This window comes from Campylobacter sp. BCW_4341 (assembly GCF_001764255.1).
In the GTDB taxonomy this organism is placed as follows: domain Bacteria; phylum Campylobacterota; class Campylobacteria; order Campylobacterales; family Campylobacteraceae; genus Campylobacter_D; species Campylobacter_D jejuni.
In genome coordinates this window covers 105,798-129,135 of the sequence record NZ_MKAH01000032.1, presented here as the reverse complement: position 1 = coordinate 129,135, position 23,338 = coordinate 105,798, and the positions used below count along the sequence as shown (strand labels likewise).

Annotated in this window: 26 protein-coding genes; 13 read left to right on the top strand and 13 right to left on the bottom strand. The window is 30.1% G+C overall.

From position 1 onward, the window contains the following. From AJN70_RS05200 to AJN70_RS05160, 9 genes are all read right to left on the bottom strand, one after another. Nucleotides 1-765: a TIGR02757 family protein gene (locus tag AJN70_RS05200; protein WP_044778882.1), complete on the bottom strand. Its 765-nt coding sequence runs from the start codon at nucleotides 763-765 to the stop codon at nucleotides 1-3. 16 nt (nucleotides 766-781) lie between these two features. After that, nucleotides 782-2,608, bottom strand: a complete 1,827-nt coding sequence (flgK, locus tag AJN70_RS05195; protein WP_070295572.1) for a flagellar hook-associated protein FlgK — start codon at nucleotides 2,606-2,608, stop codon at nucleotides 782-784. Between the two features lie 9 nt (nucleotides 2,609-2,617). After that, nucleotides 2,618-3,052: a flagellar protein FlgN gene (locus tag AJN70_RS05190; RefSeq protein WP_044778880.1), complete on the bottom strand. Its 435-nt coding sequence runs from the start codon at nucleotides 3,050-3,052 to the stop codon at nucleotides 2,618-2,620. A gap of 40 nt (nucleotides 3,053-3,092) precedes the next feature. Next, complete coding sequence (gene flgM / locus AJN70_RS05185) at nucleotides 3,093-3,290, bottom strand: flagellar biosynthesis anti-sigma factor FlgM (protein ID WP_002792053.1); 198 nt, start codon at nucleotides 3,288-3,290, stop codon at nucleotides 3,093-3,095. Between the two features lie 62 nt (nucleotides 3,291-3,352). After that, on the bottom strand, nucleotides 3,353-3,694 hold the full coding sequence (locus AJN70_RS05180) for a hypothetical protein (RefSeq protein WP_002862122.1): 342 nt from the start codon (nucleotides 3,692-3,694) through the stop codon (nucleotides 3,353-3,355). Continuing rightward, nucleotides 3,694-4,740 (bottom strand): flagellar basal body P-ring protein FlgI, encoded by a 1,047-nt coding sequence (locus AJN70_RS05175; protein WP_002870893.1) that lies wholly within the window; start codon nucleotides 4,738-4,740, stop codon nucleotides 3,694-3,696. Before AJN70_RS05175 ends, AJN70_RS05180 begins: the two co-directional genes overlap by 1 nt. A gap of 58 nt (nucleotides 4,741-4,798) precedes the next feature. After that, nucleotides 4,799-5,482 carry a 16S rRNA (guanine(966)-N(2))-methyltransferase RsmD gene (gene rsmD, locus AJN70_RS05170; RefSeq protein WP_044778878.1) on the bottom strand — a complete coding sequence of 228 codons (684 nt, stop codon included), beginning with the start codon at nucleotides 5,480-5,482 and terminating at the stop codon, nucleotides 4,799-4,801. Further along, nucleotides 5,475-5,858 (bottom strand): hypothetical protein, encoded by a 384-nt coding sequence (locus AJN70_RS05165; RefSeq protein ID WP_002870895.1) that lies wholly within the window; start codon nucleotides 5,856-5,858, stop codon nucleotides 5,475-5,477. The genes rsmD and AJN70_RS05165 overlap by 8 nt, the downstream gene beginning before the upstream one ends. Next, nucleotides 5,855-6,928 carry a DUF5644 domain-containing protein gene (locus tag AJN70_RS05160; protein WP_070295571.1) on the bottom strand — a complete coding sequence of 358 codons (1,074 nt, stop codon included), beginning with the start codon at nucleotides 6,926-6,928 and terminating at the stop codon, nucleotides 5,855-5,857. Before AJN70_RS05160 ends, AJN70_RS05165 begins: the two co-directional genes overlap by 4 nt. Nucleotides 6,929-7,014: 86 nt before the next feature. On the opposite strand from AJN70_RS05160, the gene AJN70_RS05155 reads away from it, so the two are divergent. The 3 genes from AJN70_RS05155 to AJN70_RS05145 all read left to right on the top strand — a co-directional run bounded on the left by AJN70_RS05155 (nucleotide 7,015) and on the right by AJN70_RS05145 (nucleotide 9,428). After that, nucleotides 7,015-7,836 carry a thiamine-phosphate kinase gene (locus AJN70_RS05155; RefSeq protein ID WP_070295570.1) on the top strand — a complete coding sequence of 274 codons (822 nt, stop codon included), beginning with the start codon at nucleotides 7,015-7,017 and terminating at the stop codon, nucleotides 7,834-7,836. Continuing rightward, nucleotides 7,805-8,923 carry a tRNA pseudouridine(13) synthase TruD gene (gene truD, locus AJN70_RS05150; RefSeq protein WP_070295569.1) on the top strand — a complete coding sequence of 373 codons (1,119 nt, stop codon included), beginning with the start codon at nucleotides 7,805-7,807 and terminating at the stop codon, nucleotides 8,921-8,923. Before AJN70_RS05155 ends, truD begins: the two co-directional genes overlap by 32 nt. Before the next feature lie 118 nt (nucleotides 8,924-9,041). Then, entirely contained in the window at nucleotides 9,042-9,428 is a 387-nt protein-coding gene (locus AJN70_RS05145; RefSeq protein WP_070243181.1) for a hypothetical protein, read from the top strand. 74 nt (nucleotides 9,429-9,502) lie between these two features. Here AJN70_RS05145 and prfB read toward each other — a convergent pair whose 3' ends face one another. Further along, entirely contained in the window at nucleotides 9,503-10,600 is a 1,098-nt protein-coding gene (gene prfB / locus AJN70_RS05140; RefSeq protein ID WP_070243180.1) for a peptide chain release factor 2, read from the bottom strand. A gap of 73 nt (nucleotides 10,601-10,673) precedes the next feature. On the opposite strand from prfB, the gene rimO reads away from it, so the two are divergent. Together rimO and tilS are read left to right on the top strand one after the other, a co-directional pair. Beyond that, on the top strand, nucleotides 10,674-11,993 hold the full coding sequence (gene rimO / locus AJN70_RS05135; protein ID WP_070243179.1) for a 30S ribosomal protein S12 methylthiotransferase RimO: 1,320 nt from the start codon (nucleotides 10,674-10,676) through the stop codon (nucleotides 11,991-11,993). Continuing rightward, nucleotides 11,983-12,948, top strand: coding sequence for a tRNA lysidine(34) synthetase TilS (gene tilS, locus AJN70_RS05130; RefSeq protein WP_070295568.1), 966 nt, complete (start codon nucleotides 11,983-11,985; stop codon nucleotides 12,946-12,948). Before rimO ends, tilS begins: the two co-directional genes overlap by 11 nt. Here the strand turns inward: tilS and AJN70_RS05125 are convergent. The 3 genes from AJN70_RS05125 to ciaI are packed head-to-tail and all read right to left on the bottom strand — an operon-like array spanning nucleotide 12,931 to nucleotide 14,934. Then, nucleotides 12,931-13,644 carry an EI24 domain-containing protein gene (locus tag AJN70_RS05125; protein WP_070295567.1) on the bottom strand — a complete coding sequence of 238 codons (714 nt, stop codon included), beginning with the start codon at nucleotides 13,642-13,644 and terminating at the stop codon, nucleotides 12,931-12,933. The two genes, tilS and AJN70_RS05125, sit on opposite strands and share 18 nt — an antisense overlap. A gap of 1 nt (nucleotide 13,645) precedes the next feature. Then, entirely contained in the window at nucleotides 13,646-14,335 is a 690-nt protein-coding gene (dut, locus tag AJN70_RS05120; protein ID WP_070295566.1) for a dUTPase, read from the bottom strand. A gap of 35 nt (nucleotides 14,336-14,370) precedes the next feature. Further along, nucleotides 14,371-14,934: an intracellular survival protein CiaI gene (gene ciaI / locus AJN70_RS05115; protein WP_070295565.1), complete on the bottom strand. Its 564-nt coding sequence runs from the start codon at nucleotides 14,932-14,934 to the stop codon at nucleotides 14,371-14,373. 74 nt (nucleotides 14,935-15,008) lie between these two features. On the opposite strand from ciaI, the gene AJN70_RS05110 reads away from it, so the two are divergent. The 8 genes from AJN70_RS05110 (at nucleotide 15,009) to AJN70_RS05075 (ending at nucleotide 23,335) form a co-directional block, all read left to right on the top strand. After that, nucleotides 15,009-15,416, top strand: coding sequence for a hypothetical protein (locus tag AJN70_RS05110; RefSeq protein WP_002877416.1), 408 nt, complete (start codon nucleotides 15,009-15,011; stop codon nucleotides 15,414-15,416). A 71-nt stretch (nucleotides 15,417-15,487) separates the two neighbouring features. Continuing rightward, the gene (locus tag AJN70_RS05105; RefSeq protein WP_070243174.1) at nucleotides 15,488-16,270 is read left to right on the top strand and encodes an ABC transporter permease; all 783 of its coding nucleotides are present in this window, start codon (nucleotides 15,488-15,490) and stop codon (nucleotides 16,268-16,270) included. Next, on the top strand, nucleotides 16,267-16,929 hold the full coding sequence (locus AJN70_RS05100; RefSeq protein WP_070243173.1) for an ABC transporter ATP-binding protein: 663 nt from the start codon (nucleotides 16,267-16,269) through the stop codon (nucleotides 16,927-16,929). Before AJN70_RS05105 ends, AJN70_RS05100 begins: the two co-directional genes overlap by 4 nt. Then, nucleotides 16,929-18,047 (top strand): capsule biosynthesis protein, encoded by a 1,119-nt coding sequence (locus AJN70_RS05095; protein WP_070243172.1) that lies wholly within the window; start codon nucleotides 16,929-16,931, stop codon nucleotides 18,045-18,047. The genes AJN70_RS05100 and AJN70_RS05095 overlap by 1 nt, the downstream gene beginning before the upstream one ends. Nucleotide 18,048: 1 nt before the next feature. Continuing rightward, a complete protein-coding gene (locus tag AJN70_RS05090) occupies nucleotides 18,049-19,707 on the top strand; it encodes a polysaccharide biosynthesis/export family protein (protein WP_070243171.1) in 1,659 nt (552 codons plus the stop codon). A gap of 9 nt (nucleotides 19,708-19,716) precedes the next feature. Then, nucleotides 19,717-20,664 carry an SIS domain-containing protein gene (locus tag AJN70_RS05085; protein ID WP_070243170.1) on the top strand — a complete coding sequence of 316 codons (948 nt, stop codon included), beginning with the start codon at nucleotides 19,717-19,719 and terminating at the stop codon, nucleotides 20,662-20,664. A gap of 3 nt (nucleotides 20,665-20,667) precedes the next feature. Beyond that, entirely contained in the window at nucleotides 20,668-22,299 is a 1,632-nt protein-coding gene (locus AJN70_RS05080; RefSeq protein ID WP_070295564.1) for a glycosyltransferase, read from the top strand. Continuing rightward, nucleotides 22,292-23,335 carry a glycosyltransferase family 2 protein gene (locus AJN70_RS05075; protein ID WP_052776619.1) on the top strand — a complete coding sequence of 348 codons (1,044 nt, stop codon included), beginning with the start codon at nucleotides 22,292-22,294 and terminating at the stop codon, nucleotides 23,333-23,335. The genes AJN70_RS05080 and AJN70_RS05075 overlap by 8 nt, the downstream gene beginning before the upstream one ends. The last annotated feature ends 3 nt before the right edge of the window (nucleotides 23,336-23,338 follow it).

The window sequence follows — 23,338 nt, the reverse complement described above, 5'->3', positions numbered from 1 at the left end:
TCACTCCTTAAATTTGTCAATTTCCTTACTTTGCCCTAAACGATAGAGTGCAAAGTCATATTTTATGGGATCATTTGCATCTAATTTTTTTAAATTTTGCGTGAGTTCTAAAACACTTTTATAATCATATATTTTACGCTTTAGAAGTCCTAAAGTCAAGGAAATTTTATGTGTATGTGTATCAAGTGGAATTAAAAGATCTTTGGTGTGAATTTTGGTAAAAAGTCCAAGATCAAGTTCATCTTTTCTAACCATCCATCTTAGATACATATTATAGCGTTTAAGAGGTGAAGTAGGGGTGTTTTGCCAAATTTTTCCAAAGAAAAAATCATACCCATAACTTGAATATGAATTTAAGGTTTTGATTTTTTGCATAAAAGCTAAGATGGCATCTGTGGTATTTTCTCTTTTTTGATAGGCTTGATAAAAAAGTTCGTAGAGTGAAATTTCATTTTTAAGTCTTGAAAGAGTGATAAAAATTTCTTGTATATCTTTCTCATTTTGGAAGCGGTATTTTAAATTTTTAAGTTCTTTTTTTATTTGTTTTTCTTGAAGGTTTAATAAAGAAAAATCAAGTTTTTTTAGAAAATTTACTATATTTTTAGCATTTCCATAGGCAAATAAAGCACAAATTAAGGCAGTAAATTCATCATTGTGAATTTTAGCAATTTGCAAAGGATCTGGAGTTTCAAAAAGGGAATGATTGGTGTTTTTTTGATTGGCTAAAAAATCAAGCTTGGCTTTAAGATGGATAAAATTTTTCACTTGATATTACTAGAGCTTAAGATTTAAGTCCTAGTAAGGTATCAAGCATTTGATCTACAGTTGAGACGATTTTTGCTGCAGCACCGTAACTTGATTGGTATTGTATAAGAGCGGCTAATTCTTCATTTGTATTTACGCCACTTTTAGATTGGTATTCGCTATAAACAGAATTATAAAGAGTTTCATTGCTTGAATTTACAACATTGTTATTTTCACCATCTGAGGCTATTTTACCTGTAAGTTTGCGGTAATATTCTTCCATAGTAAGATTATCGATAGTACCATCTTCATTATAAAAATTAACTTTTTCATATTGAAGTTGGATGATTTTATTTGCCATGTCATTGCCACTATCAACCCCATTTGAGCTTGCTCTTACTGTGCTTGGATCATTTAAGATAGAATCTTTTACTTTCATGTCACTTGCATCAGTTCCACTGAAAAAACCACCTATGCTAAACGCACCTGCGAAATTTGTGCCCTTATCTTCAATGGCTACTTTAAAACCTGATTTTGCATTGATTTGAAATAAACCATCTCCAGTTTTTGCATCGTAGCTAAAACTTGCATTGATATGATCATCAACATCATTATTTGCATCGTGATCGTTATTATCATCTGTATTAGCATTGATTTGACGCATGATATCATTCATGGTTGTATTTACATCTATGGTGATGGTTTTGGTGAGTTTTTTATCGCCTTTATCATCATAAATGACTATATCAAAACTTCCTGGTTGTATGGTTCTGTCGTAATTAACTAAAGGAATATCTCCCTTAAGTCCAGATAGATAATCAGAAGTAACAGAACTTTTCGCAGAACTCGCATAAAGATTGTTAGTTTCGTTGATCATGGTCTTAGCAAAAGTATCTAAAGAATCCATATAACCTTGGATAATTCCATCTTCATATTTTCCTTCGCTTTTGCTATAGTTTCTACCGCGTAAGTCAAGTTGAGCACCAAGCTGTCCACCGTTAATCTTTGCAGTAAGATCGCGAACTTTTTCATCAGGAGTTTCATAATAAATGCTATAAGATTTATTCTTATCATCATAATCAAGCTTTAAAGGATGAAAATTTATCCCATCTACTATACTAAAACCTTCTATACTTAGATTGTATTGATGTCCTGGATCAGTGATGGTTGTATCAAGGCGATTGTCTTGATTGATTTCATTTTTGCTTGCAACTGCACTAACTAGCTTTGAAAGAGTAAGCTCAAGCTCATCTCTTCTATCCCTAAGCTCATTTGCGTGTTCTGTTGGTAAGGCTTCTTGTCCATAAATTTGTTTATTTATAGTGGCAATTTCTTCACCGATTCTATTAATCTCATCAACCGTATTTTTAATATCATCATTTACTTTTTTTTGGATTTTATCCAAGGTTGCAAAAGTGTTATTAACGCTTTCTGTTAAGGTTTGAGAAGCTTTTACAAGGGCTATTTTTGTGGCATTTTCATTGGGGTTAGATGCAAAATCATTCCAAGCTTTGTTATAATTTTCTAAATCTTTCAAAATTCCAGTATTTTGTAAGTCTGGAAAACGCTGAGCGATTTCTTGTAAGGTTGAAGCCATATATTTAGTGTATTCTAGTTGGTTTGATGCACCTTTTAATTTATAGTAAGAATACTCATCATGCAAACGCACTATACTTTCTATAGCAGTTCCTGTGCCTACTTGAACTCCACCTGTGGTAATATACCCATTTGTAGTTTGCACTACTCTTTGGCGTGTATAAAAAGTTGCATTAGCATTTGAGATATTATTTCCAGTTGTTGCGATTTGAACTTCGCTTGCCTTTAAGCCTGTAACACCTGTGTATAATGTTCCAAAAATACCCATTATAAATCCTTATACATTGATCTTGAAAATTGACTCTGGATTTGTCTTTTTATCTCCATAAGCATTATTTGTTCCATCATTGATATCAAACATTTTATTTACTAAGCTATCAAGAAAATCTTTGACAATAAGAACAAATTTAGCATACTCTTTGTTTTTACTATGAAGGTTTTGAAGATTTTTTTTAAGTAGATCTAGTTTTTGTTTATCTTCATTATCTAAGAGTTCACTAAGCCCTTTTGTAGAGCTATTATTTAGCTCAACCAAGGCAACATCAAGTTGTTTTTTAGCTGTAATAAATTCGGCGATAAGTTTGTTTTTTTCTTCTACACTTGGCGTTACACTCTCATGTTTAGCCACTTTGATATTTTCTATATCTTCTTCGGTTAAAGCAATAAGTTTTGCTAAGATAGCATTTACTTCATCAAGTCTTTGTTTAAGCATATTTTCTCCTTTTCTCTCTCAAAAAAAGGAGAATGAAAATTTAGATTAAAGAGTCAGCAATCGCAGCAGCTGTAGCTTTTGTATCGATTTTATAAGTACCGTTTTTAATCTGCTCTGCGATTTTACTCGCTTTATCATTTTCCGTTTTTTGAGTATCGTTTGTTTTTGTTTCTTTATCTATTCTATTTGTATTTAATGTGGTATTTGCCACATAACTTTGTTGTATAGGATTGATCATTTCTGCCTCCTTGATCTTAGTTATAATCCTCTACAAACTATATCGACCCAAATTTAAAAAACTTAACCCCTTTCTTTTAAAAAATCGTATAATAATTTTGAAAAACCCATACCTCCACTTAAAGCTTTACTCATGGTATCGTTATACATGGAAGAGTATATTTCATCGCTGGCATCTTTTCCAAAGAGTGAATTTTGACTTTTTAAAGATACATCTAAAACTTGCTTTAAAAAAAATGCTTCAAAAGCATCCGTTTGTTCTTTTAAGGCTTCATCTTCTTTGCTCTTTGTAACTATATCATTATCATTTATTTTGATGCTTGATTCTAAACTTCTTGCTTTAGCTGCACGATCAAGTAAAGCACTATTCATACTATAAGTATTTAAAAAATTATCGATTTTCATTAGATGATCTCCAAATCCGCGTTAATTGCACCTGCACGCTTTAAATTTTCCATAATAGCGATAATGTCATTTGGGGTTGCTCCAAGTTTGTTAAGCATTCTAGCTATATTTGCAACTGTGCTTTTTGCATTGTTGATTCTTAAGGTATTTGAACTTGGATCTACAAAACCACCGTCTTTCATATCGATTTCATTTTGATTAGCTACTGAGTTATTATTTGGATCTATTTTTATGGTGATATCTTTATGAGTGATTAAAACAGGTTCTACCTCTACATCAACTCCGGCGATCACTGTTCCTGTTCTTTCATCAATGATAACTTTGCTTTGTGGTTTATAAGCTATATCTTGTTCTAAAACTCTTGCCATAAAATCAACATTTGAAAGATCTTCAGGTTTTTTGAGTTTTACTGTGCGAGAGTCGATGGCTTTAGCCACTTCTTCGCCAAAGACAGTATTTAAAACTCTTTCTATATCGTTTGCGGTTTTAAAGTCTGCTACTTTTAAGCTTAAGGTTAGATCATTATTTTGACTAAAATTTTGTGGAATTTCTCTTTCTACATTAGCTCCGCCCATTACGGTTGCAGCAGTTGAGTGAGAACCTGCTCCTCCTGGTCTAGGTGTTAAACCTCCTGTTGAGATAGAGCCTTGTGCTATAGCATAAATTTCACCATCAATCCCACGAAGTGCAGTCAGTAAAAGTGTTCCGCCTTGTAAAGATTTTGCATCACCCATAGATGAAACGGTAATATCAAGTTTATCTCCGCTTTTTGCAAAGGCTGGAAGTTTGGCTGTAACCATAACAGCTGCGGTATTTTTTGATTTGATATCGTTAGGATCTACTTTGATATTCATACCTTGCAAAAGGTTTGAGATGGATTGTAGTGTAAATTTAGAGCTTGTTCCATCGCCGCTTCCATTAAGCCCTACAACAAGTCCATAACCTATAAGTTGGTTATCTCTTACACCTACAGTGTTTGCTACATCCTTGATTTGTACTGCAAAAATGCTTGTCATAAAGAGTAAAAATATCGTTAAAACTCTCATGGATTCTTCCTTTAATCTATTGTTGATGATAGATCAAGCAAGAAGTGTTCCAAGTAAGTTAAGAAGCGTAAAAGCTTAAGCTAGTTGATCCAAATTTCTTTTCTTTGACTTTTTGAAAATTTTGGATTTTTTCGGGAGTTTTTATGGTTGAGTGGTGTTCAAAAATGATTAAATTTAAAGCCTTTAAATCTAAATTTTCTAAAAAATGATAAATTTTTTCATAAATATCGCTAAAACCTTCCCTAATATCAAAAGGTGGATCAAGATATAAGATGATTTTATTTTTTGAATTTTCTATGAGTTTGGGTAAAATTTCAAAAGTATTTGCATGGATAACTTCTAAATTTGGATCTATATTTTTAGCATTTTCTAAAGCAATTTTATAGGCTTTTACATCAAGTTCTATAGCATAAGCTTTTAAAGCATAATTACTTAGTGCTTCAGCCGCCATTAAAGCACTTCCACCAAAGGCTTCAATGAAAATTTTATCTCTTAAATCTTCCCTTATTACATTAAAAACACAACTTTTTACTATGCTTTTAGTACTTCTTGTTGTTGTAAGACTAGGTAAAAGTAGTTTTTTCCCTTTGTATTTACCACTTTCTATATTTGTATAAAGCTTTGTTTCTTTGACTTTTTTTATTTTTTCTTTAGGGGAACTAATTTCTTGTTTTTGAAGAAATTTTTTTCTTTTTTCATTGTGATTAAAAAAGTCTTTAACGCTTATAAATTCATCATTCATCATTAAGTGCTTTTACGAGTTTGTTTTTAAGATCTTTTATGGCAAGATCGATTTTATTTTCATAATCTTTTTTAAATTCCAAAGCAATAGCGTCAATTTTTTCTTCAAGCAGTCTTTTTTGTTCAAGTGCAAGTTGTAAAGCTGCTGCTTTTAAAGCATTGTCAAATTCATTTAAAGACTCAAACAAGGCTTCTTTGCTAAATGGCACGCTTAAAAATGGAGAGTTCTTAGAGATGATAAATAAGGGTTTTGCGGTGTGAATTTTTTCATCGCTAATGATAAAATCACAATCTTTTTTCATTACCAAATGATCTTTTAAAAAAAGTTCTAAAGTTTTTTCTATGATGAGGTCTTTACATTCTAAAGAGATTTTCATATCAAACTAACCTTTAAAGTGTGATTTTTTAATGATGGAGCTTGTATGCCTTGGATAAGGGCTAAAAACTCAAAACGACTTAAAATATAAAAGTCTTCAAATTCTCTCCCACTTGTTTGCATAAGTTTTTTAGCACAAGTATCAAAAAGATAAAAATCCTTTTCTTCTTTTACCACCATAAAATCAGCCCCGCTATCATAAGCGTCCAAAACAATATCTGCAGCCATTTTATAGCTTAGTGTAGGATTTAAATTCAGTAAAGTAAAGCCATTATTTTTTGTACTGTTTTCATAGGAAATAAATTTAGCCTCAAGTTTGGATTTTAAAGTATCACAAGCATTAAAACCATAAAAAGCTATATTGAAATCTTTAAAATTATGCTTAATTTCCTTAAGTTCTTTAATCTCATTATCAAAAGCATTGGTTTTAGGTAAATCAAAGTGTAAAATATTTTTATCAAAAAGCCCTAAATTTAAAATTTCATTTTGTAGGTTTTTGATCGTTGTTTCTAAAATTTCATTTTTGCTTTCAAGATGATAAAAAATACCCTTTTCTTTATCTGCTAGAATTTTTAAAATTTCTATCTTTTTTTCAGGATATTTTTCTATCATTTTTGAAGCCAAATAAAACACTCCATCGCCCATATATTCAGGAAGATAGTCTAAAATTTTACTCGCATAATATAAATAATCATATTTTGCATAAAGCTTTTTATCCTCTTCATCGCCAAATTTTTCAAGATATTTGTATTTGTCTAAAAAATCATTTTTATCGATGATAAGATCTTTAATAGCTCTTTTTGTGCTTAAAGGCTCGATACAAAGACTAAAATCAAATTCTTTTGCTATTTTTTCTAAAGGTGTAAAAAGTGGTATAATTTGCTTATTTACCATTATGTAAGCATCTTCATCTTTATCAAAATCAAAATAAATATCATCATCTTGAACTTGCAAAAGCAGATCATAAAAACTTGCAAAATTTTCATAATTATCATAAATATAAGGTTTATAATAAGCCTCATAATCCTTGGTTTTATCAAATCTAAAAATTCTTAATTCTAATTTTTTCATGGTTTTTCCTTAAATATTTTTATATTATATAAAATTTTTCTAAAATTCACTAGAATTTAAAAGGAAATTTTATAAAATCACGCATTATGAACAAAGAAGATTTTATTATCAAAGCTTTTTTAAATGAAAAAAATGGCGATGATGGAGCTATTATCGATGATTGGTGTTTTAGCAAGGATTTGTTTTTTGAAAATGTGCATTTTAAAAGAGAGTGGCTTAGCTTAGAGCAAATTGCTACAAAAGCAATGCTTGTCAATATCTCAGATGCCATTGTGATGAATGCTGTACCAAAATACGCACTTTTAGGACTTGCCCTACCAAAAAATTTATGCGAAAATGAGATCAAAGCCTTGCAAAAGGGTTTTTTAAAAACAGCTAGGAAATTTAATATAAAAATCATAGGTGGTGATACTATAAGCAATGATAAAATAGACATTAGTCTTACTATCATTTCAAAGATTAACGATAAAGCCATTTTTAGAAAAGGTTTAAAAAAGAGACATTTGCTTGCTTATACAGGAAAACTAGGGCGAAGTTTAAAAGGGCTTGAGATTTTACAAAATGGGGGCACTTTAAAACCAAACCATGTATTTATAAAGCCAAAATTAAGAGCTAGTTTTTTTTATGAAATCGCACCTTTAATTTCTTGTGCTATGGATATTTCAGATGGTTTAAGTAAGGATTTATCAAGACTTTTAGCCTTAAATAAATGCGGTATTTCTTGGTTTAAAAAACTTGATGATTATACGCTTTATAGCGGAGAAGAATATGAAATTTTATTTGCTTTTGATGAAAAAGAACGGCAAAATATAGAAACAATAGCCAAAAAATACGGCGTGAAATTAAATATCTTTGGAAAAGCAGTGAAGGGAAAATATGAATTTAGCGGAAGAGAACACCATTTTTAAGCCTTTGTATAGTTTAAAACACAGTCCTATTAATGCGTATTTTAGTAAAAATAGCGATGATTTTGTAGTGCGTGAAAAGCCTTTGTATGAATTTAGCGGTAAGGGTGAGCATATTATTTTACATATCAATAAAAAAGATTTAACCACAAATGAAGCTTTAAAAATTTTAAGTGAAGCAAGCGGGGTTAAAATAAAAGATTTTGGTTATGCAGGGCTTAAAGACAAGCAAGGATCAACCTTTCAATACCTTTCTATGCCTAAAAAATTTGAGAGTTTTTTGTCAAATTTTTTTCATCCTAAACTTAAAATTTTAGAAATTTTTACCCATGAAAACAAGCTAAGAATAGGGCATTTAAAAGGAAATTCTTTTTTCATACGCTTAAAAAAAGTTTTACCAAGCGATGCTTTAAAACTAGAACAAGCTTTGATGAATTTGGATAAACAAGGTTTTGCGAATTATTTTGGCTATCAGCGTTTTGGAAAATTTGGGGATAATTATAAAGAAGGGCTTGAAATTTTACGTGGCAAAAAGATGAAAAATGTAAAAATGAAAGAGTTTTTAATTTCAGCTTTTCAAAGTGAGCTTTTTAATCACTATTTGAGTAAAAGAGTGGAGTTATCACATTTTGCAAATGATTTTAGCGAAAAAGAATTGATCCAAATTTATAAAATTTCTAAAGAAGAAGCTAAGGAACTTAAAAAACAAGAACAATTTTTTAAGCTTTTAAAAGGTGAGGTTTTAGGGCATTATCCTTTTGGAAAGTGTTTTTTATGCGAGGATTTAAGTGCTGAGCTTGGGCGTTTTAAGGCAAGAGATATAAGTGCCATGGGGCTTTTAATCGGTGCTAAGGCTTATGAAACAGGAGAAGGTTTGGCTTTAAATTTAGAAAATGAAATTTTTAAAGATGCTTTGGAGTTTAAGGCTAAAATGCAAGGTTCAAGACGCTTTATGTGGGGATATTTAGAAGAGTTAAAATGGCGTTATGATGAAGAAAAAGCTCATTTTTGTATAGAGTTTTTCTTGCAAAAAGGCTCTTATGCCACTGTGGTTTTAGAAGAAATTTTGCATAAAAATTTGTTTGAATGAAATGATTATGAGTTAAATTTTATGTGATTTTTACTTTAAAATTTATTACATAAATGATATTTAAATTTTAAATTATAGGTATAATTATATTAATTTAATTTTTAAAATAGGAGTAAAAATGAAAAAGATTTTAACAAGTGCTTTGGCTTTAGGAGCTATGACTTTGATTATAGGTTGTGGCGATGGCGATTTAGTCGAGTTAAAAAACAATGGCAACGATCAAGCTATGTTTGATTTAGGTAATCAAGAGATTATGAAAAAATATCCAGATTATAAGCTTTATGATCTTGCTTCTTTAAAAAATCTTTCTTATATTAAAGATGGAAAAGAAATTTATGTATGGGCTTCTAATCATATAAAAGATATGAAAAAACGAAGTCCTGAAAAATATAGTAATTATATTTTTTTAATGGATAAAGATAAAAATTATAGATTAGTTTTAGTTATTTGTTTAAAAGATTATTGCAGTGTAATAGATAAAACAAAAGACGCAGGTTTATATTAATAGCGGGAAAGTCCCGCTATCTTTCTAATTTTTTTATACCGACATTTTGCGGAAATTACTTATTTTTAAGTCTGTTACTCCGCTTTTAAAGCGATCAAAACGCCTTCTATCATTTTCTTAATATCTCCATCAAGGATATTATCCACTTGAGAAAAAGCTTCTCCACTGCGATTATCTTTGATTTGCTGATAAGGAAAAAGCACATAAGAGCGGATTTGATGCCCCCAGCCTATCTCGCTTTTTTCTCCAGCATTAGCACTATCTTGTTGTTTCATGAGTTCAAGTTCATAAAGGCGAGATTTTAGCATTTTAAAAGCGGTAGCTTTGTTTTTGTGCTGACTTCTGTCATTTTGGCATTGTACAACTATTCCGGTTGGAAAATGCGTGATTCTCACGGCTGATTCTGTTTTATTAACATGTTGTCCGCCTGCACCACTTGCTCTGTAATAATCTATTCTTATGTCTTTTTCTTCGATTTCAATTTCTATATCATCATCAAGTTCAGGGCTTACCATAACACTTGAAAAGCTTGTATGACGGCGTCCTGCACTATCAAAAGGAGAAGTTCTTACCAAACGATGAATGCCATTTTCAGCCTTTAAATAACCATAAGCATTTTCGCCTTTAACCAAAAAGCTCACATCTTTAAGTCCTACTTCTTCGCCTTCTTGAAAGTCTAGAGTTTCGACTTTAAAACCTTCTCTTTCGCAAAATCTTAAATACATTCTATAAAGTATGCTTGCCCAGTCATTACTTTCTGTTCCACCCGCACCTGGGTGAATGGAAACAATGGCATTTTTACCATCATTTTCTCCGCTTAAAAGCATGGAAATTTCAAGACTTGTGATGGTATCTTCAAGTTTTGGTGCGTCATTAAATAAAGCTTCAAGCGTTTCTGTATCGTTTTCGCTATTGGCCAGATCGAAAAGTTCGCTTGCGTCATTTAGAGCGTTAAAAGCATTTTCATAGTTTTTAAGTAGATTGGTGATTTTGGTTTTTTCTTTGCCTATGATCCCTGCTTGTTTAACATCACTCCAAAAAGAAGGAGAATTTTCAAGTTCTTCGATTTCTTTCAGCCTTGTTTTGATATTTTCAGGCTTGATGATGGAGGCTATGTTGCCGACTTTGTTTTTTAAAGTTTTTAAAAGTTCGCTAAATTCGTAATTATCCATAAAATTTCTTTGCTATAATTATATTTTTAAAATCAAAAATTATATCAAAAGAAAACTTTAATATAGGAAAAAAATGTCAAAACTTTATCTTATGTCTTTAGGTTGTAATAAAAATTTAGTCGATAGTGAGATCATGCTAGGACGCCTTAGTGCTTATGAGCTTTGCGATGAACCAAACAATGCTGATGTTTTGATCGTAAATACCTGTGGTTTTATCGATAGTGCAAAAAAAGAAAGCATTAATGCGATTTTGGATTTGCACGAACAAAGAAAAAAAGATTCTCTTTTGGTGGTTACGGGTTGTTTGATGCAGCGTTACCGCGAAGAACTTATGAAAGAACTTCCTGAGGTTGATCTTTTCACAGGTGTGGGTGATTATGAAAGAGTCGATGAAATGATACTTAAAAAAACAAATTTATTTTCAAATTCGACTTATTTGCAGAGTGAAAATTCCAAACGTATTATCACAGGTTCAAATTCCCATGCTTTTATAAAAATCGCCGAAGGTTGTAATCAAAAATGCTCTTTTTGTGCCATCCCAAGTTTTAAAGGCAAGTTAAAATCTCGTGAGATAAGTAGCATTATAGCTGAGCTTAAAGATTTGGTGGCTAGAGGTTATAAGGACTTTTCTTTTATTGCACAAGATACGAGTTCTTATTTGTTTGATAAGGGTGAAAAAGATGGGCTTATACGCTTAATCGATGAGGTGGAAAAAATCAAAGGCATAAGAGCAGCTAGAATTTTATATCTTTATCCTACGAGTGCGAGTGAAGCTTTGATCAAACGCATTATAGCTTCTGAAATTTTTGTAAATTATTTTGATATGCCTTTACAGCACATAAGTGATAATATGCTTAAAATCATGAAGCGTGGGGCAAATAGCACAAGACTTAAAGAAATGCTAAATTTAATGAAAAGTGCGCCAAATAGTTTTTTACGCACAGGCTTTATCGTAGGACATCCAGGTGAGAGTGAGGCGGATTTTGAAGAGCTTTGTGAGTTTGTTAAAGACTTTGGTTTTGATAGAGTGAGCGTTTTTGCGTATTCTAAGGAAGAAGACACAGCTGCTTTTGATATGGAGCAAGTGCCTTTTAAAGTGATCAATAAAAGGCTTAAAATCATAGAAAAAATTGTTGATGAAGTGATAGAAAAAAGTTTTGAAAAAGAAGTAGGGCAAAAGCGTTTAGTAGTTTGCACGGGGGAAAGTAGCGAGGGAGAGTTTTTCATCGCAGCTAAAGATCTAAGATGGGATAGAGAGATTGATGGGGAAATTCTTATCAATGAAAGCGAATGTGGAAATTTAGAAATGGGGCAAATTTATGAATGTGAAATTTTACAAAACCTTGATAAAAAGCTCCTTGCTAAGGCTTTAAGAAAAGTAGATGCAAATTAAAGATGAAATTTTATCCCTTTTAAAAAGGGGTAAAAATTTACTCGCTTTTTCTTATGGAAGTGATTCTAGTGCGCTTTTTTATCTTTTAATGCGAGAAAAGATCGACTTTGATCTTGTGATGATAAATTACAAAACTAGAAAAAATAGTGATTTAGAAGAGTTAAAAGCTAAAGAACTTGCTTTAAAATTTCATAAAAAAATTTTTATAAAACACGCTCCTAAATTTCAAAATAATTTTGAAAAAAAAGCCAGAGATTTTCGCTATGATTTTTTTGAAAAAATTTGTCTTGAGCAAGATTATGATCATCTTATCTTAGCCCATCATTTAAACGATCAGTTTGAATGGTTTTTGATGCAACTTTCACGAGGCGCAGGTTTGGCTGAAATTTTAGGTATGCAAGAGTGTGAAAAACGCTCAAATTATACACTTTTACGCCCTTTACTCTTTATAAGTAAAGATGAAATTTCATCTTTTTTAAAAGAAAAAGATATTTTTCATTTTCATGATGAGAGTAATGAAAATGAAAAATATTTTAGAAATTATATAAGAAAAAATTTCTCTAATGCCTTTGTGAGTGAATTTCATCAGGGTTTAAAAAGAAGCTTTTCTTATCTTAGTAAAGATAGGAAAAAACTTTATGATTTTGAAAATATCAAAGAAGTTCAAGGGCTTCTTATTTGCTCTAAAAATGAAAGTTTGATTGCTAGAGCGGTAAAAATGAAAGGCTTGCTTTTAAGTGCAGCGCAAAGAAAGGAGCTTTTAAAAGGTGATTGTGTTTTAGGTGGCAAAATAGCACTTGTGTATAAAAACGAACAAGCTATTGTTTTTGAGTATGAAACTTGTCAAAAATTACCCAAAAATTTCAAAGAAGAGTGCAGAATAGCTAAAATTCCAAGACTTTTAAGAGCTTATTTGTATAATCACAAAATCGATATTTCAAGCCTTAGCTTTTAATTTTAAAATTCTTTGATAGGCTAAATGTGTGAGAAAAATCACAAAAAACACTTGCAAAAAAAGTCCTAAAAGTGGCACTGATGAGAGTAGATAAAAACAAAGAGTGCTAAATTTAAACTCTAAAGGTGAAAAATCAGAATGAAAATTTTTAAAACTTTCTTTGTCTAAAATCGTGCTAGTAATATCAAGCATTAAAAGTTTGTGAAAGAGATAATAAAAGGCAAGATAATATACAAAAATATTGATAAAAGGTAAGAATAAAGTCAAGGTACAAAGTAAAAAAATCCCTATAAATTTTATAAATATTTTAAAAATTTCAAAGATAGTTTTTAGGGTTGAAACTTCGTTTATATTATCATAATGGTAATATTTTTGGTTGATTTCTTTAACGATAAAAGGGGTAAGAAAAGAAGTGATAAAAAGGGCTAAAAAAACTGAAGCAAAAACTATAATAAAACCTGAAAATAAAAAACTTATGATGGTGATTAAAATTTGTACAAAATGAAGGGCATAAAACCACGCCCAAAACGAATCTTCTCCAACACTAAATAAAGAATTAAAATAATCCAGCAAGGCTGAAAAGCCAAGTGCTCCTAAAAAAAGCATAAGTACAAGGCTAAAAATCAAAGGAATTAAGGCAAATTTTAAAAATTTAAGACTTAAAAAATCTTTGATCGCAAGTTTTAAAATATCCAAATTATGCCTTTTTGTAGTATTCTTCTAGTTTTTTATAAATAGTATCAAAATCAAGCTCTTGTTCTAAAATTTGAGCTAAAACTTCATTGTCTTCTTTGCCGTTCCAAGTTTTTTTATAGCTGCCATCTTTGTAGCCATTGTTTTGTCTAAAGATATTTAAAACATTTTTACCTATGTAGGTTTTATAAAGAATTTCAAGATTTAGCCCACATTTAATAGCTAGAGTAAAATAGGTTGAAAGTAATTCTCCAAGATTAAATCCAAAGCCACTGCATTTATGGATAATAAGCTCTATATCATTTAAAATACCATAAATATCACTCTCATTAGGATGCTCTTCTTCTTTGCAAAAATCCTGAAATACACTCACTGAAATCACTTCATTGGCTATAATTTTAAAATCATTTCCATTTTTATCGCGATATTCTTCAAGTAAAAGACTTAAGATAAAATGCCAAATATCGACAATCTCTATACGCACATTTTCCCAATTTGTCGGACTTGAAATGTTTTTCCAATGTTTCCATGCAAAAGAGTCTATAAGTTCTGCACATTCCATATAAATACAGCGTCTCCAACTGATCAGTTTTCCTTCTTTGGTGTAGCCATTTTCCCAATTTAAGCCATTGGTTTCATCATTGAGTTTTTGTTGGAGTTTGAGCATATTTTCTAAAATTTCGATATTTGTCATTTAAAACTCCTTGATAATTTTTAATATTATATGATTTAAGCGTAAAGATTTAAACTATCATCTGTCTTATCTTGATTTTCCTTGGTTTTTTCTTGTTGTTTTTCAAGTTGTTTTTTCATTTGTTCTAAAACTTCATCAAGAAGTTTTTTGCTATCTTCAAGCATAGAAGCATTGATATCTTTATCATCTGTTTGATTTTGTTTTAGTAAATCACTGAGTTTATTTGTAAAATTATTCATAATAGCATTTTGATGGTTTTCATCATTTGGTGTTGGTAGAACATTTGCCATTTGCATAGCTGATTCTATAATTTCTTTTGGTTTTAATTCTCCGACTTTAGAATTTGCTAAAAAGTCTTTGATCATAGGTTCAACTTCTTTCATAGCATTTTTAATCTCATCAAGATCATTTTGTGTGAGTTTAGAGCCTTCAAAAGTAAAGCTAAAGCCATACTGACGTTTAAGATTAAGAATTTTACCTTCTTCATTATTTGCATAATTTACGCTTTGATTGTCATACATAGATAAGGCTAAATGTTTGCCACTTTTTGTTGTATAATCCATCGAAAAACTTTGGTTTTTGCTAGCATCAATTTGCATTTCTTCCCCTTATATTTATAGTTTAAATTAAAAATCGGTTATTTTTAAAAATATTTTAGTATAATTTTTACAATATGGATGAAAGAATTTTAGAATTTATAAAAAATGAGCAGCTTTTATCTTGGGCTATGATTGATGAAAAAGGTGTTTATACAGCTAGTGCTTTTTATGTTTTTGATGAGAAAAATTTAGCTTTTATTATCGCTTCTCATGAAGATACTAAGCATATAAGATTAGCTAGTGAAAATTCAAGTATAGCACTTAATATAGCCAAAGAAAGTAAAATAGCCTTTTTAAAAGGTGTGCAAGCTAAGGCCGAGTTTAAAATGGCAAGCAAGGAGCAAATGAAAATTTATTTTTCTAAATTCCCCTTTGCTAAGCTTGATAAAAGTGCAAAAATTTATACCTTAGAGCTTTTTTGGCTTAAATTTACTAACAATGCTTTAGGACTTAGTAAAAAGCTTGAATTTTGTAAAAAATAAATTTTTATGATTTTGTTTAAAAAAATGAGTTATGATTATAGTTTATGTAAATTGTTAGGTATAGAAAATAAATGTTCAATGTAATTCACGCTTTATTTTTTAGAGAATTAAAAACTAGATTTGGTGCTAATAGGCATTTGGGTTATCTTTGGGTAGTTGGAGAACCAATGTCAATAATACTTGCCATCACAGTAATTGTCACTATCATAAGAGAATATAATCATCAAGTTATGCCTGAGGGAATTTCTATTTTTATGTTTGTAGTTTCAGGTATTATGCCTTTTTTTATGTTTAGAAGTATAGTAACCCAAATTATGAATGGTACCCAAGCAAATTTGGCTCTTTTTGCTTATAAACCTGTAAAGCCTATACATGTATTTATTGCTAGAACTTTGCTTGAGTTTTGTATTTATTTTGTGATTTTTATCACTGTGCTTTTTTTTGCAGGGTGGTTTTTTAGGTTTAATGTATTCCCTGTTCATTTGCTTGGGGTTCTATTTTGCATTTTTTTGCTTATGTGCTCAGCTTTTGCTTTGGGGATTTGTTTTGCTATTGTTTGGCATTTTGTAGAGCCTTTAAGAACTTTATTAGCTTATTTTAGTATAGTGTTTTATTGGAGTTCTGGGATTATATTTCCTACTTGGTTTATGCCAAGACCTTTACTTGATATATTTTATTACAATCCTTTGCTTCATATTTTTGAACTTTTAAGATTTAATTTTTTTGAGAATTATCCTTTGCAAGATGAATATAGTTATTTTTATGCTATATTTTGGATTTTACTTGTTTTATTTATAGGACTTTTTGTCTATTACTATAACAGACAAGCTTTAACGGCGGCAAAAAAAGAATGATAAAGTTAATCAATCTAACAAAATCCTATCCTTTATTTAGCGGTGGAAGACATTATGTTTTTAAAAATTTTACTTTTGAATTTCCTGAAAATTGTAGTATAGGATTGATGGGGGGCAATGGAGCAGGTAAGTCCACTCTCATGAGACTTTTAAGCGGGGCAGAGCTTCCTGATAGTGGTAAGATAATTACTAATAAAAAATTATCCTGGCCTTTGGGTTTAAACGGAGCTTTTCAAGGTTCTTTAACTGCTAGAGATAATGCTAAATTTGTAGCTAGAGTGTATGGATATAAGGGTAAAGAACTTCAAGAAAAAGTAAAATTCGTAGAAGATTTTGCAGAGCTTGGGAAATTTTTTGATGAGCCTATGAAGACTTATTCTTCGGGAATGAGTGCTAGGATAGCTTTTGGACTTAGTATGGCTTTTGATTTTGATTATTATTTAATTGATGAAGCAGGAGCTGTTGGAGATCCTGCTTTTAGGGAAAAAAGCGTGAAATTATATAAAGAAAGATTAAGCAAATCAAAAGTGATTATGGTATCTCATAATGTAGCTGAAATTAAAGAATGGTGTGATAAAATAATTTATATGAAAAATGGACAAATTACGGTTTATGATGATATAGACGAAGGAATAGCTGTATATCAAGGAAAAGCTTAATGGAAGAAAATAAAACTTTATTAGAAAAAATCAAAGATTTAAGCATATTTGATTCTTTTAAAATTGTTTGGTTTATAATGATTTTTGTTGTGATTTATTATACATTGATTGCAGCACCAAGATATGTAAGCACGATGATTTTAGATGTTAGATCAACAAGTGGAGAAAGTGTTCAAACAAGTGGAATCTTGTCTTTGCTTAGTAGTACTTCTACAGCAAGTGAAGATTTAAATTATCTAAAAGGTTATATAGAATCAAGCGATATGTTAAAGATTTTGGATGAAAAAATCAAACTTAAAAATCTTTATCAAGAACAACATATAGATTTACCTTTTAAAATTTGGGATTCAAGCTCGATAGAATCTTATCTTAAATACTACCAAGCAAGAGTTAAGGTTCATACGGATGAAACCACTAAACTTTTAAAAGTTGAAGTAGAGGGTTTTACACCTAAATCAGCTCATTTGATTGCTCAAACTATTATGCAAGAAAGCGAAAAGTTTATCAACGAAATCTCTCATAAAGCAGCCAGAGAACAAATGGCTTTTGCTGAAAATGAAGTACAAAAATACAAAGAACGATATCAAAAAGCACAAAATGATTTAATTGCTTTTCAAAATAAATACGGAGTTTTTGATCCTTTAAAGCAAGCTGAAACTAAAGCAAGTTTGGTTGCACAAATTGAGGCTAATCTAGCTCAAAAAGAAGCTAAACTTTTAACTTTGCAAAGTTATATGAATGATGCAGCACCTGAAGTGGTAGCACTTAAAGCAGAAATTGAAGCGATTAAAAAACAGCTTTTAAGGGAAAAATCTAAAATTTCAGCTAACAATTCTTCTCAAAAGCTTAATGATTTGGCTGCTAAATTTCAGGATTTAACTATAGAAGCTACTTTTGCGCAAAAAGCTTATGAAGCAGCTTTAAAAGCTTATGAAAGTGCTAGAATAGAAGCATTAAGAAAAATAAAACAACTTGTCATCATCCAAAGTCCAGATATTCCAGAAAGCGCAAAATATCCTGAAAGAATTTATGATATTTTAACAGCATTTATTGTATTATCTTTGATTTTTGGGATTGTTAAATTTATTAAAATGATAATAGAGGAGCATAAGTATTAAAATGAAAAAAATATTAATTTTATTTTTTAGTTGTATTTTATGTTTTGGAGCTGTAGATGTTTCACAAATCATTTCAGCAGAGAGTCAAGGTTCTACTACAACTAGCATAGATCAAAATTTAAGCTCAAATTATGATATAGCAAATAAAGAAAATAATCTTACAAAAATTCATCAAATTTTAGTATTTGGTGCTCATCTTTTTAATGGAAATTTTAAAAATTACAATCAAAGAGTTTATAACCCAGATTATAAGATCGCAGTTGGTGATCAAATCAGTCTTAAAATTTGGGGAGCTGTTGAGTTTTCGCAAGTTTTAGTGGTGGATTCTCAAGGAAATATTTTTATCCCTAAAGTAGGAGCTGTAAATTTACTAGGTGTGAAAAATAGCGCCCTTGTAAGTGTTATAAAAGCGCGTGTTAATAAAATCTATAAAAGCAATGTTTTTGTTTATGCAGATATGAATGCTTATCAAAATGTCAGTGTTTTTGTAACAGGAAGCGTTAATGCTCCAGGACTTTACCAAGGACTTAGTTCGGATTCAGTGATCCAGTATCTTGATAAAGCAGGAGGTATAAATTTAGAATATGGAAGTTTTAGAGATATTCAAATTTTGCGCAATAACAGCGTGATAAAAAATATCGATTTATATGATTTTTTACTAAAGGGGCAAATGGATCTTTTTCCTTTTAGAAGCGGAGATGTTATCTTAGTAGGAAATGTTCAAAATTACGCTTTTGTTAACGGTGATGTGCAAAGACCTTTTCGTTTTGAACTTTCAAATGATATTAAAACTTTAGCTGACTTAGCTAGAGTATCAGGTGCTAAACCTATCGTAACTAATGCTATCGTAAAAAGTTATGGTGAAGATCATAAACTTGATGTCAGTGCTTATAATAAAATGCAATTTTCAAAAGTTTTACTTAGAACAGGAGATGAGGTAGAATTTCACCCTGAGTATGTTTCTGAAAATATAACTATAAGTGTAAATGGCGAGCATAATGGTTTAAAAACTTTAGTTGTAGGTAAAGGAACGACTTTAGAAGATATTTCTAAACTAATCAAGGCTAATCCACAATCAAACATGCAAGCTTTGCAAGTATTTAGAAAAAGTGTAGCTAGAACTCAAAAAGAACTTATCAATGCTCAACTTAAAGAGCTTGAAACTCTAGCTTTAACTAGCAGTTCTGTTACAGCTCAAGGCGCAGCTATAAGAGCTCAACAAGCAAAAACGATTTTAGAATTTATCCAAAGAGCTAAGCAAGTGCAACCAAAAGGCCAAATTGTCATCGATAATCCAAAGTCTTATAATTCAGTTATTTTAGAAAATGGTGATACTATTAATGTACCAAGTAAGAATAATCTCATCATAGTTCAAGGCGAGGTTTCTTTACCTGGGGCTTTTGTATATGATAAAGGAAAAGATTTAAGATATTATATCAATCTTGCAGGAGGTTATGGAGAAAGAGCGGATACTTCAAAAGTTTTGGTAATACGAAGCAATGGAAAAGCTGAAAAATATCATAGTGGTATAGACATGAAACCAGGCGATTCTGTGTTGGTATTGCCAAAAGTGGATAGTGAGAATTTGCAAATTTTTTCAATGTTAACTCAAATTCTTTATCAAATTGCTATCGCAACCAATGTTGTGCTTAATCTTTAAGGTTTAAAAATGAATACTCTTGAAATAGCCAAAGAAGTTTTTGAAAAAGAAGCGCAAGCTATTTTGGATTTGGCTAAAAATTTAGATGAAAATTTCAATCAAGCTATAAATTTAATGCTAAATACCAAAGGGCGTTGCATAGTCAGTGGTATGGGTAAATCAGGCCATATAGGCGCTAAGATAGCAGCTACTCTAGCAAGTACAGGAACGCCAAGCTTTTTCATTCATCCAGGAGAGGCTTTGCATGGAGATCTTGGAATGTTAACTTCCGAAGATGTTTTAATTACTATTTCAAATTCAGGAGAAACTGAAGAAATTTTAAAAATCATTCCAGCTATAAAAAAGCGTAAAATTCCACTTATAGTAATGTGCGGTAAAAAAAATTCCACCCTTGTAAAGCAAGGTGATATATTTTTAAATATAGCTGTGGAAAAGGAAGCTTGTCCTTTACAGCTTGCTCCTATGTCTTCGACAACGGCAACTTTGGTTATGGGGGATGCTTTAGCGGCTGCTTTGATGAAAGCAAGAAATTTCAAGCCTGATGATTTTGCTCTTTTTCATCCAGGGGGGAGTTTGGGGCGTAAGCTTTTAACCAAGGTAAAAGATCTTATGGTTTCAAGTAACCTTCCTATAGTGCATCCTGATACTGAATTTAACGATCTTGTTGATGTGATGACTAGCGGAAAGCTGGGGCTTTGCGTAGTGCTTGAAAATGAAAAATTGGTTGGAATCATCACTGATGGGGATTTGCGTCGTGCTTTAAAAGCAAGCGATAAACCAAGATTTGATTTTAGGGCCAAAGAAATCATGAGTACAAATCCTAAAGTAGTCGATGCTGATGCTATGGCAAGTGAAGCAGAGGAAATCATGCTAAAACATAAAATCAAAGAAATTGTTGTATCTAAGGAAAATAAGGTTGTAGGTATTATCCAGCTTTATGCCATAGGAAATGTGTAAATTATGCCTTTATTATCGGTCATTATTCCTTTTGGTTTAAGTAAAGAGCGTCCTTATATAGAAGAAAGGGTTGTTAAAAAGGCTAAATCTTTTCAAAGCGATGAGAATATAGAATTTATTTTTGTTGAAGGATATTCATCTAAAGATCATGAGCTTAAAAATTTTATCCAAGCAAACCATCATATTTATCTTAAAGATATGAATCAAAAAGCTTTTTCTCAAGGAAGATGTAGGAATTTAGGAGCAAGTTATGCGCATTCAAATGTTCTTTTATTTTTGGATGTGGATTGTTATATTTCTTTAGATAATTTTGAAAAAATTTTAAAACTAGTTCAAATTAAAAATATTTCTCAAAATATCAATGCTTTGGTAGTTTTACCCGTAGTGTATCTTAATAAAGATGCTAATGAAAAATTAAAGCAATACGATGATAAATTTTGGGATATTTTGATACAAGAGGATTTATTTACAGCAAAAAATACTTGGGTAAAATTTTTTGCCCCAAGTTCTACTTCAAGTATTGTGATAAATAAACATCAGTTTTTAAGATTGGGTGGAAATGATGAAAATTTTATCGGGCATGGTTATGAAGATTTTGATCTTTTTGCTAGAATTTTAAAAACTTGTGTGAGTTTTGAAAAAATGCCTGCTAATTTAAGTTATGATGCTAGAAATTGGAATTTTTTTAACTTTAAAGGTTTTAGATCTTGGTTTTCATTGCTTGGTTATGAGGCTTGTTTTTATGGAATTTATATGTACCATTTTTATCATATAGAACCCAATCAAAATGCTTATATGCAGAATAAAGATAAGAATCATCAGCTTTTTTATAAGCATTTAAAAAACATCAAAAAACACGATTTAAAGCCTTTGCAAGTTTTTAAAGCCAAAGGTGAAAAAGTTTTAATGCTTTTTAAAGATCAAAATTATGATTTTAAGGATATTAGTGTTTATGTGGGAGAAATTATCTATAAAAATATAAGTGATTTTTTTATAGCTAAAGAGTTAAAATATGAACCTTTGTTGGATTTTTTACAACAAGAAAAAATCACTAAAATATTTTTGGATGCAAGTATAAAACTACAATTTGATGGTATGGATTATTGTGATATTTTTTATTTTCAAAAAGGAATTTTACCTCATTCTTGGTTTTTTGCAAAAAATTTAGATTTAGATTATAAACAAGATTTAATTTTAAGCGAGCAAAAACTTTATCAAGTGAAAGAATATTTCTTAACTTTAAAGAAGGATGAAAAAAAAGTTATCTTGGATTTTTTAAGCCAAAATAATGATGATAAGTGTGATTTGTATGAAATGCTTTATTATTTGATTAACGAAGTTTATAGTTTTGAGCATGATGGGATTTTTTATCAAATCATCATTGATAAAGAAAAAATGCTGATGGCACAAAAACATGATAAAAGCTTTTATCCTTTAGGATCTTTTATTTATAAACCTTATTTGTATGAGCTTAAGAGTATAAGACCTTTTTCATTTTTGATGAAAATTTTAGGTTTAGAGTATCTTGGTGCTATGATTTCACATGCTAAATTTTATCGTTTGGCAAGAAAATTGTTTTTTAATCCTAAGGGGTTTTTTGAGGATTTGAGAGCTAAAAAGAATGCAAATGTATAAATGTTTAGTTAAACCTAAAATTTCTGTTATTATCCCTTCTTATAATTCGGCTAAATATATTAAAGAATGTTTAGACAGTGTGATTTTTCAAAGTTTAAAAGAGATTGAAATTTTATGTATAGATGCGTATTCAATTGATGGAACTATAGATATATTAAAATCATATGAAAAGCAAGATAGTAGAATTAAAATTATTTTTTCAAAAAAAAAGAGTCTGGGTTATCAAATTAATCTAGGATTAAAAGAAGCTAAAGGAGAATATTTTACAATAGTTGAAAGTGATGATTATATAAAAATAGATATGTGTGAAAAACTTTATAGATTAGCCCGCAATCAAGATTGCCAAGTAGTTAAATCTGATTTTATTGGCTTTAAAGATAAAAGAAGCCAAAGAGTTTTTAAAAACCTCTCTATATGTTATGATCAAACTTTGTATAATAAAAAAACTAATTCGTATTTAAATCCAAGTATTATTATAAATTCTTGGAATATGAATCAATCTAGTCTTTATAAAATGGATTTTATAAAAAAATATGATATAAGAGCAAATGAAACACAAGGAGCTTCTTATCAAGATATAGGATTATGGTTTCAAATTTTAAGTTTGGCTTCAAGTATTTATTTCTATAAAGAAGGGTTTTATTTTTATAGACAAGATAATGAACATGCTTCAGTTAAGAGTAAAGATAAAATATATTGCGTTTGTGATGAGTTTGAGTTTTTAGATAAGTTTCTTGATAAAAATTTAGAGCTTAAAAGTAGATTGCAAGATGTTTTTTATTATTTTAAATTTAAAATGTATTTATGGAATTTAAGGCGTATTGATGATAAGTATAAGTTAGAATTTTTATATAAATTTTCGCAAGATTTTTCACTTATTTATGATAAGTTAGATAAAACAGTGTTTAAAGCTAGTGAAATATCTGAAATTTCTTGCATTATTCAAGATCCTAGCAAATACTATAAAAAATATAATAGTGTTTTTTATAGTATAAAAAAAAAGATTTTTAGAATAAAAAGAAAATATTTTAGGTAAAAG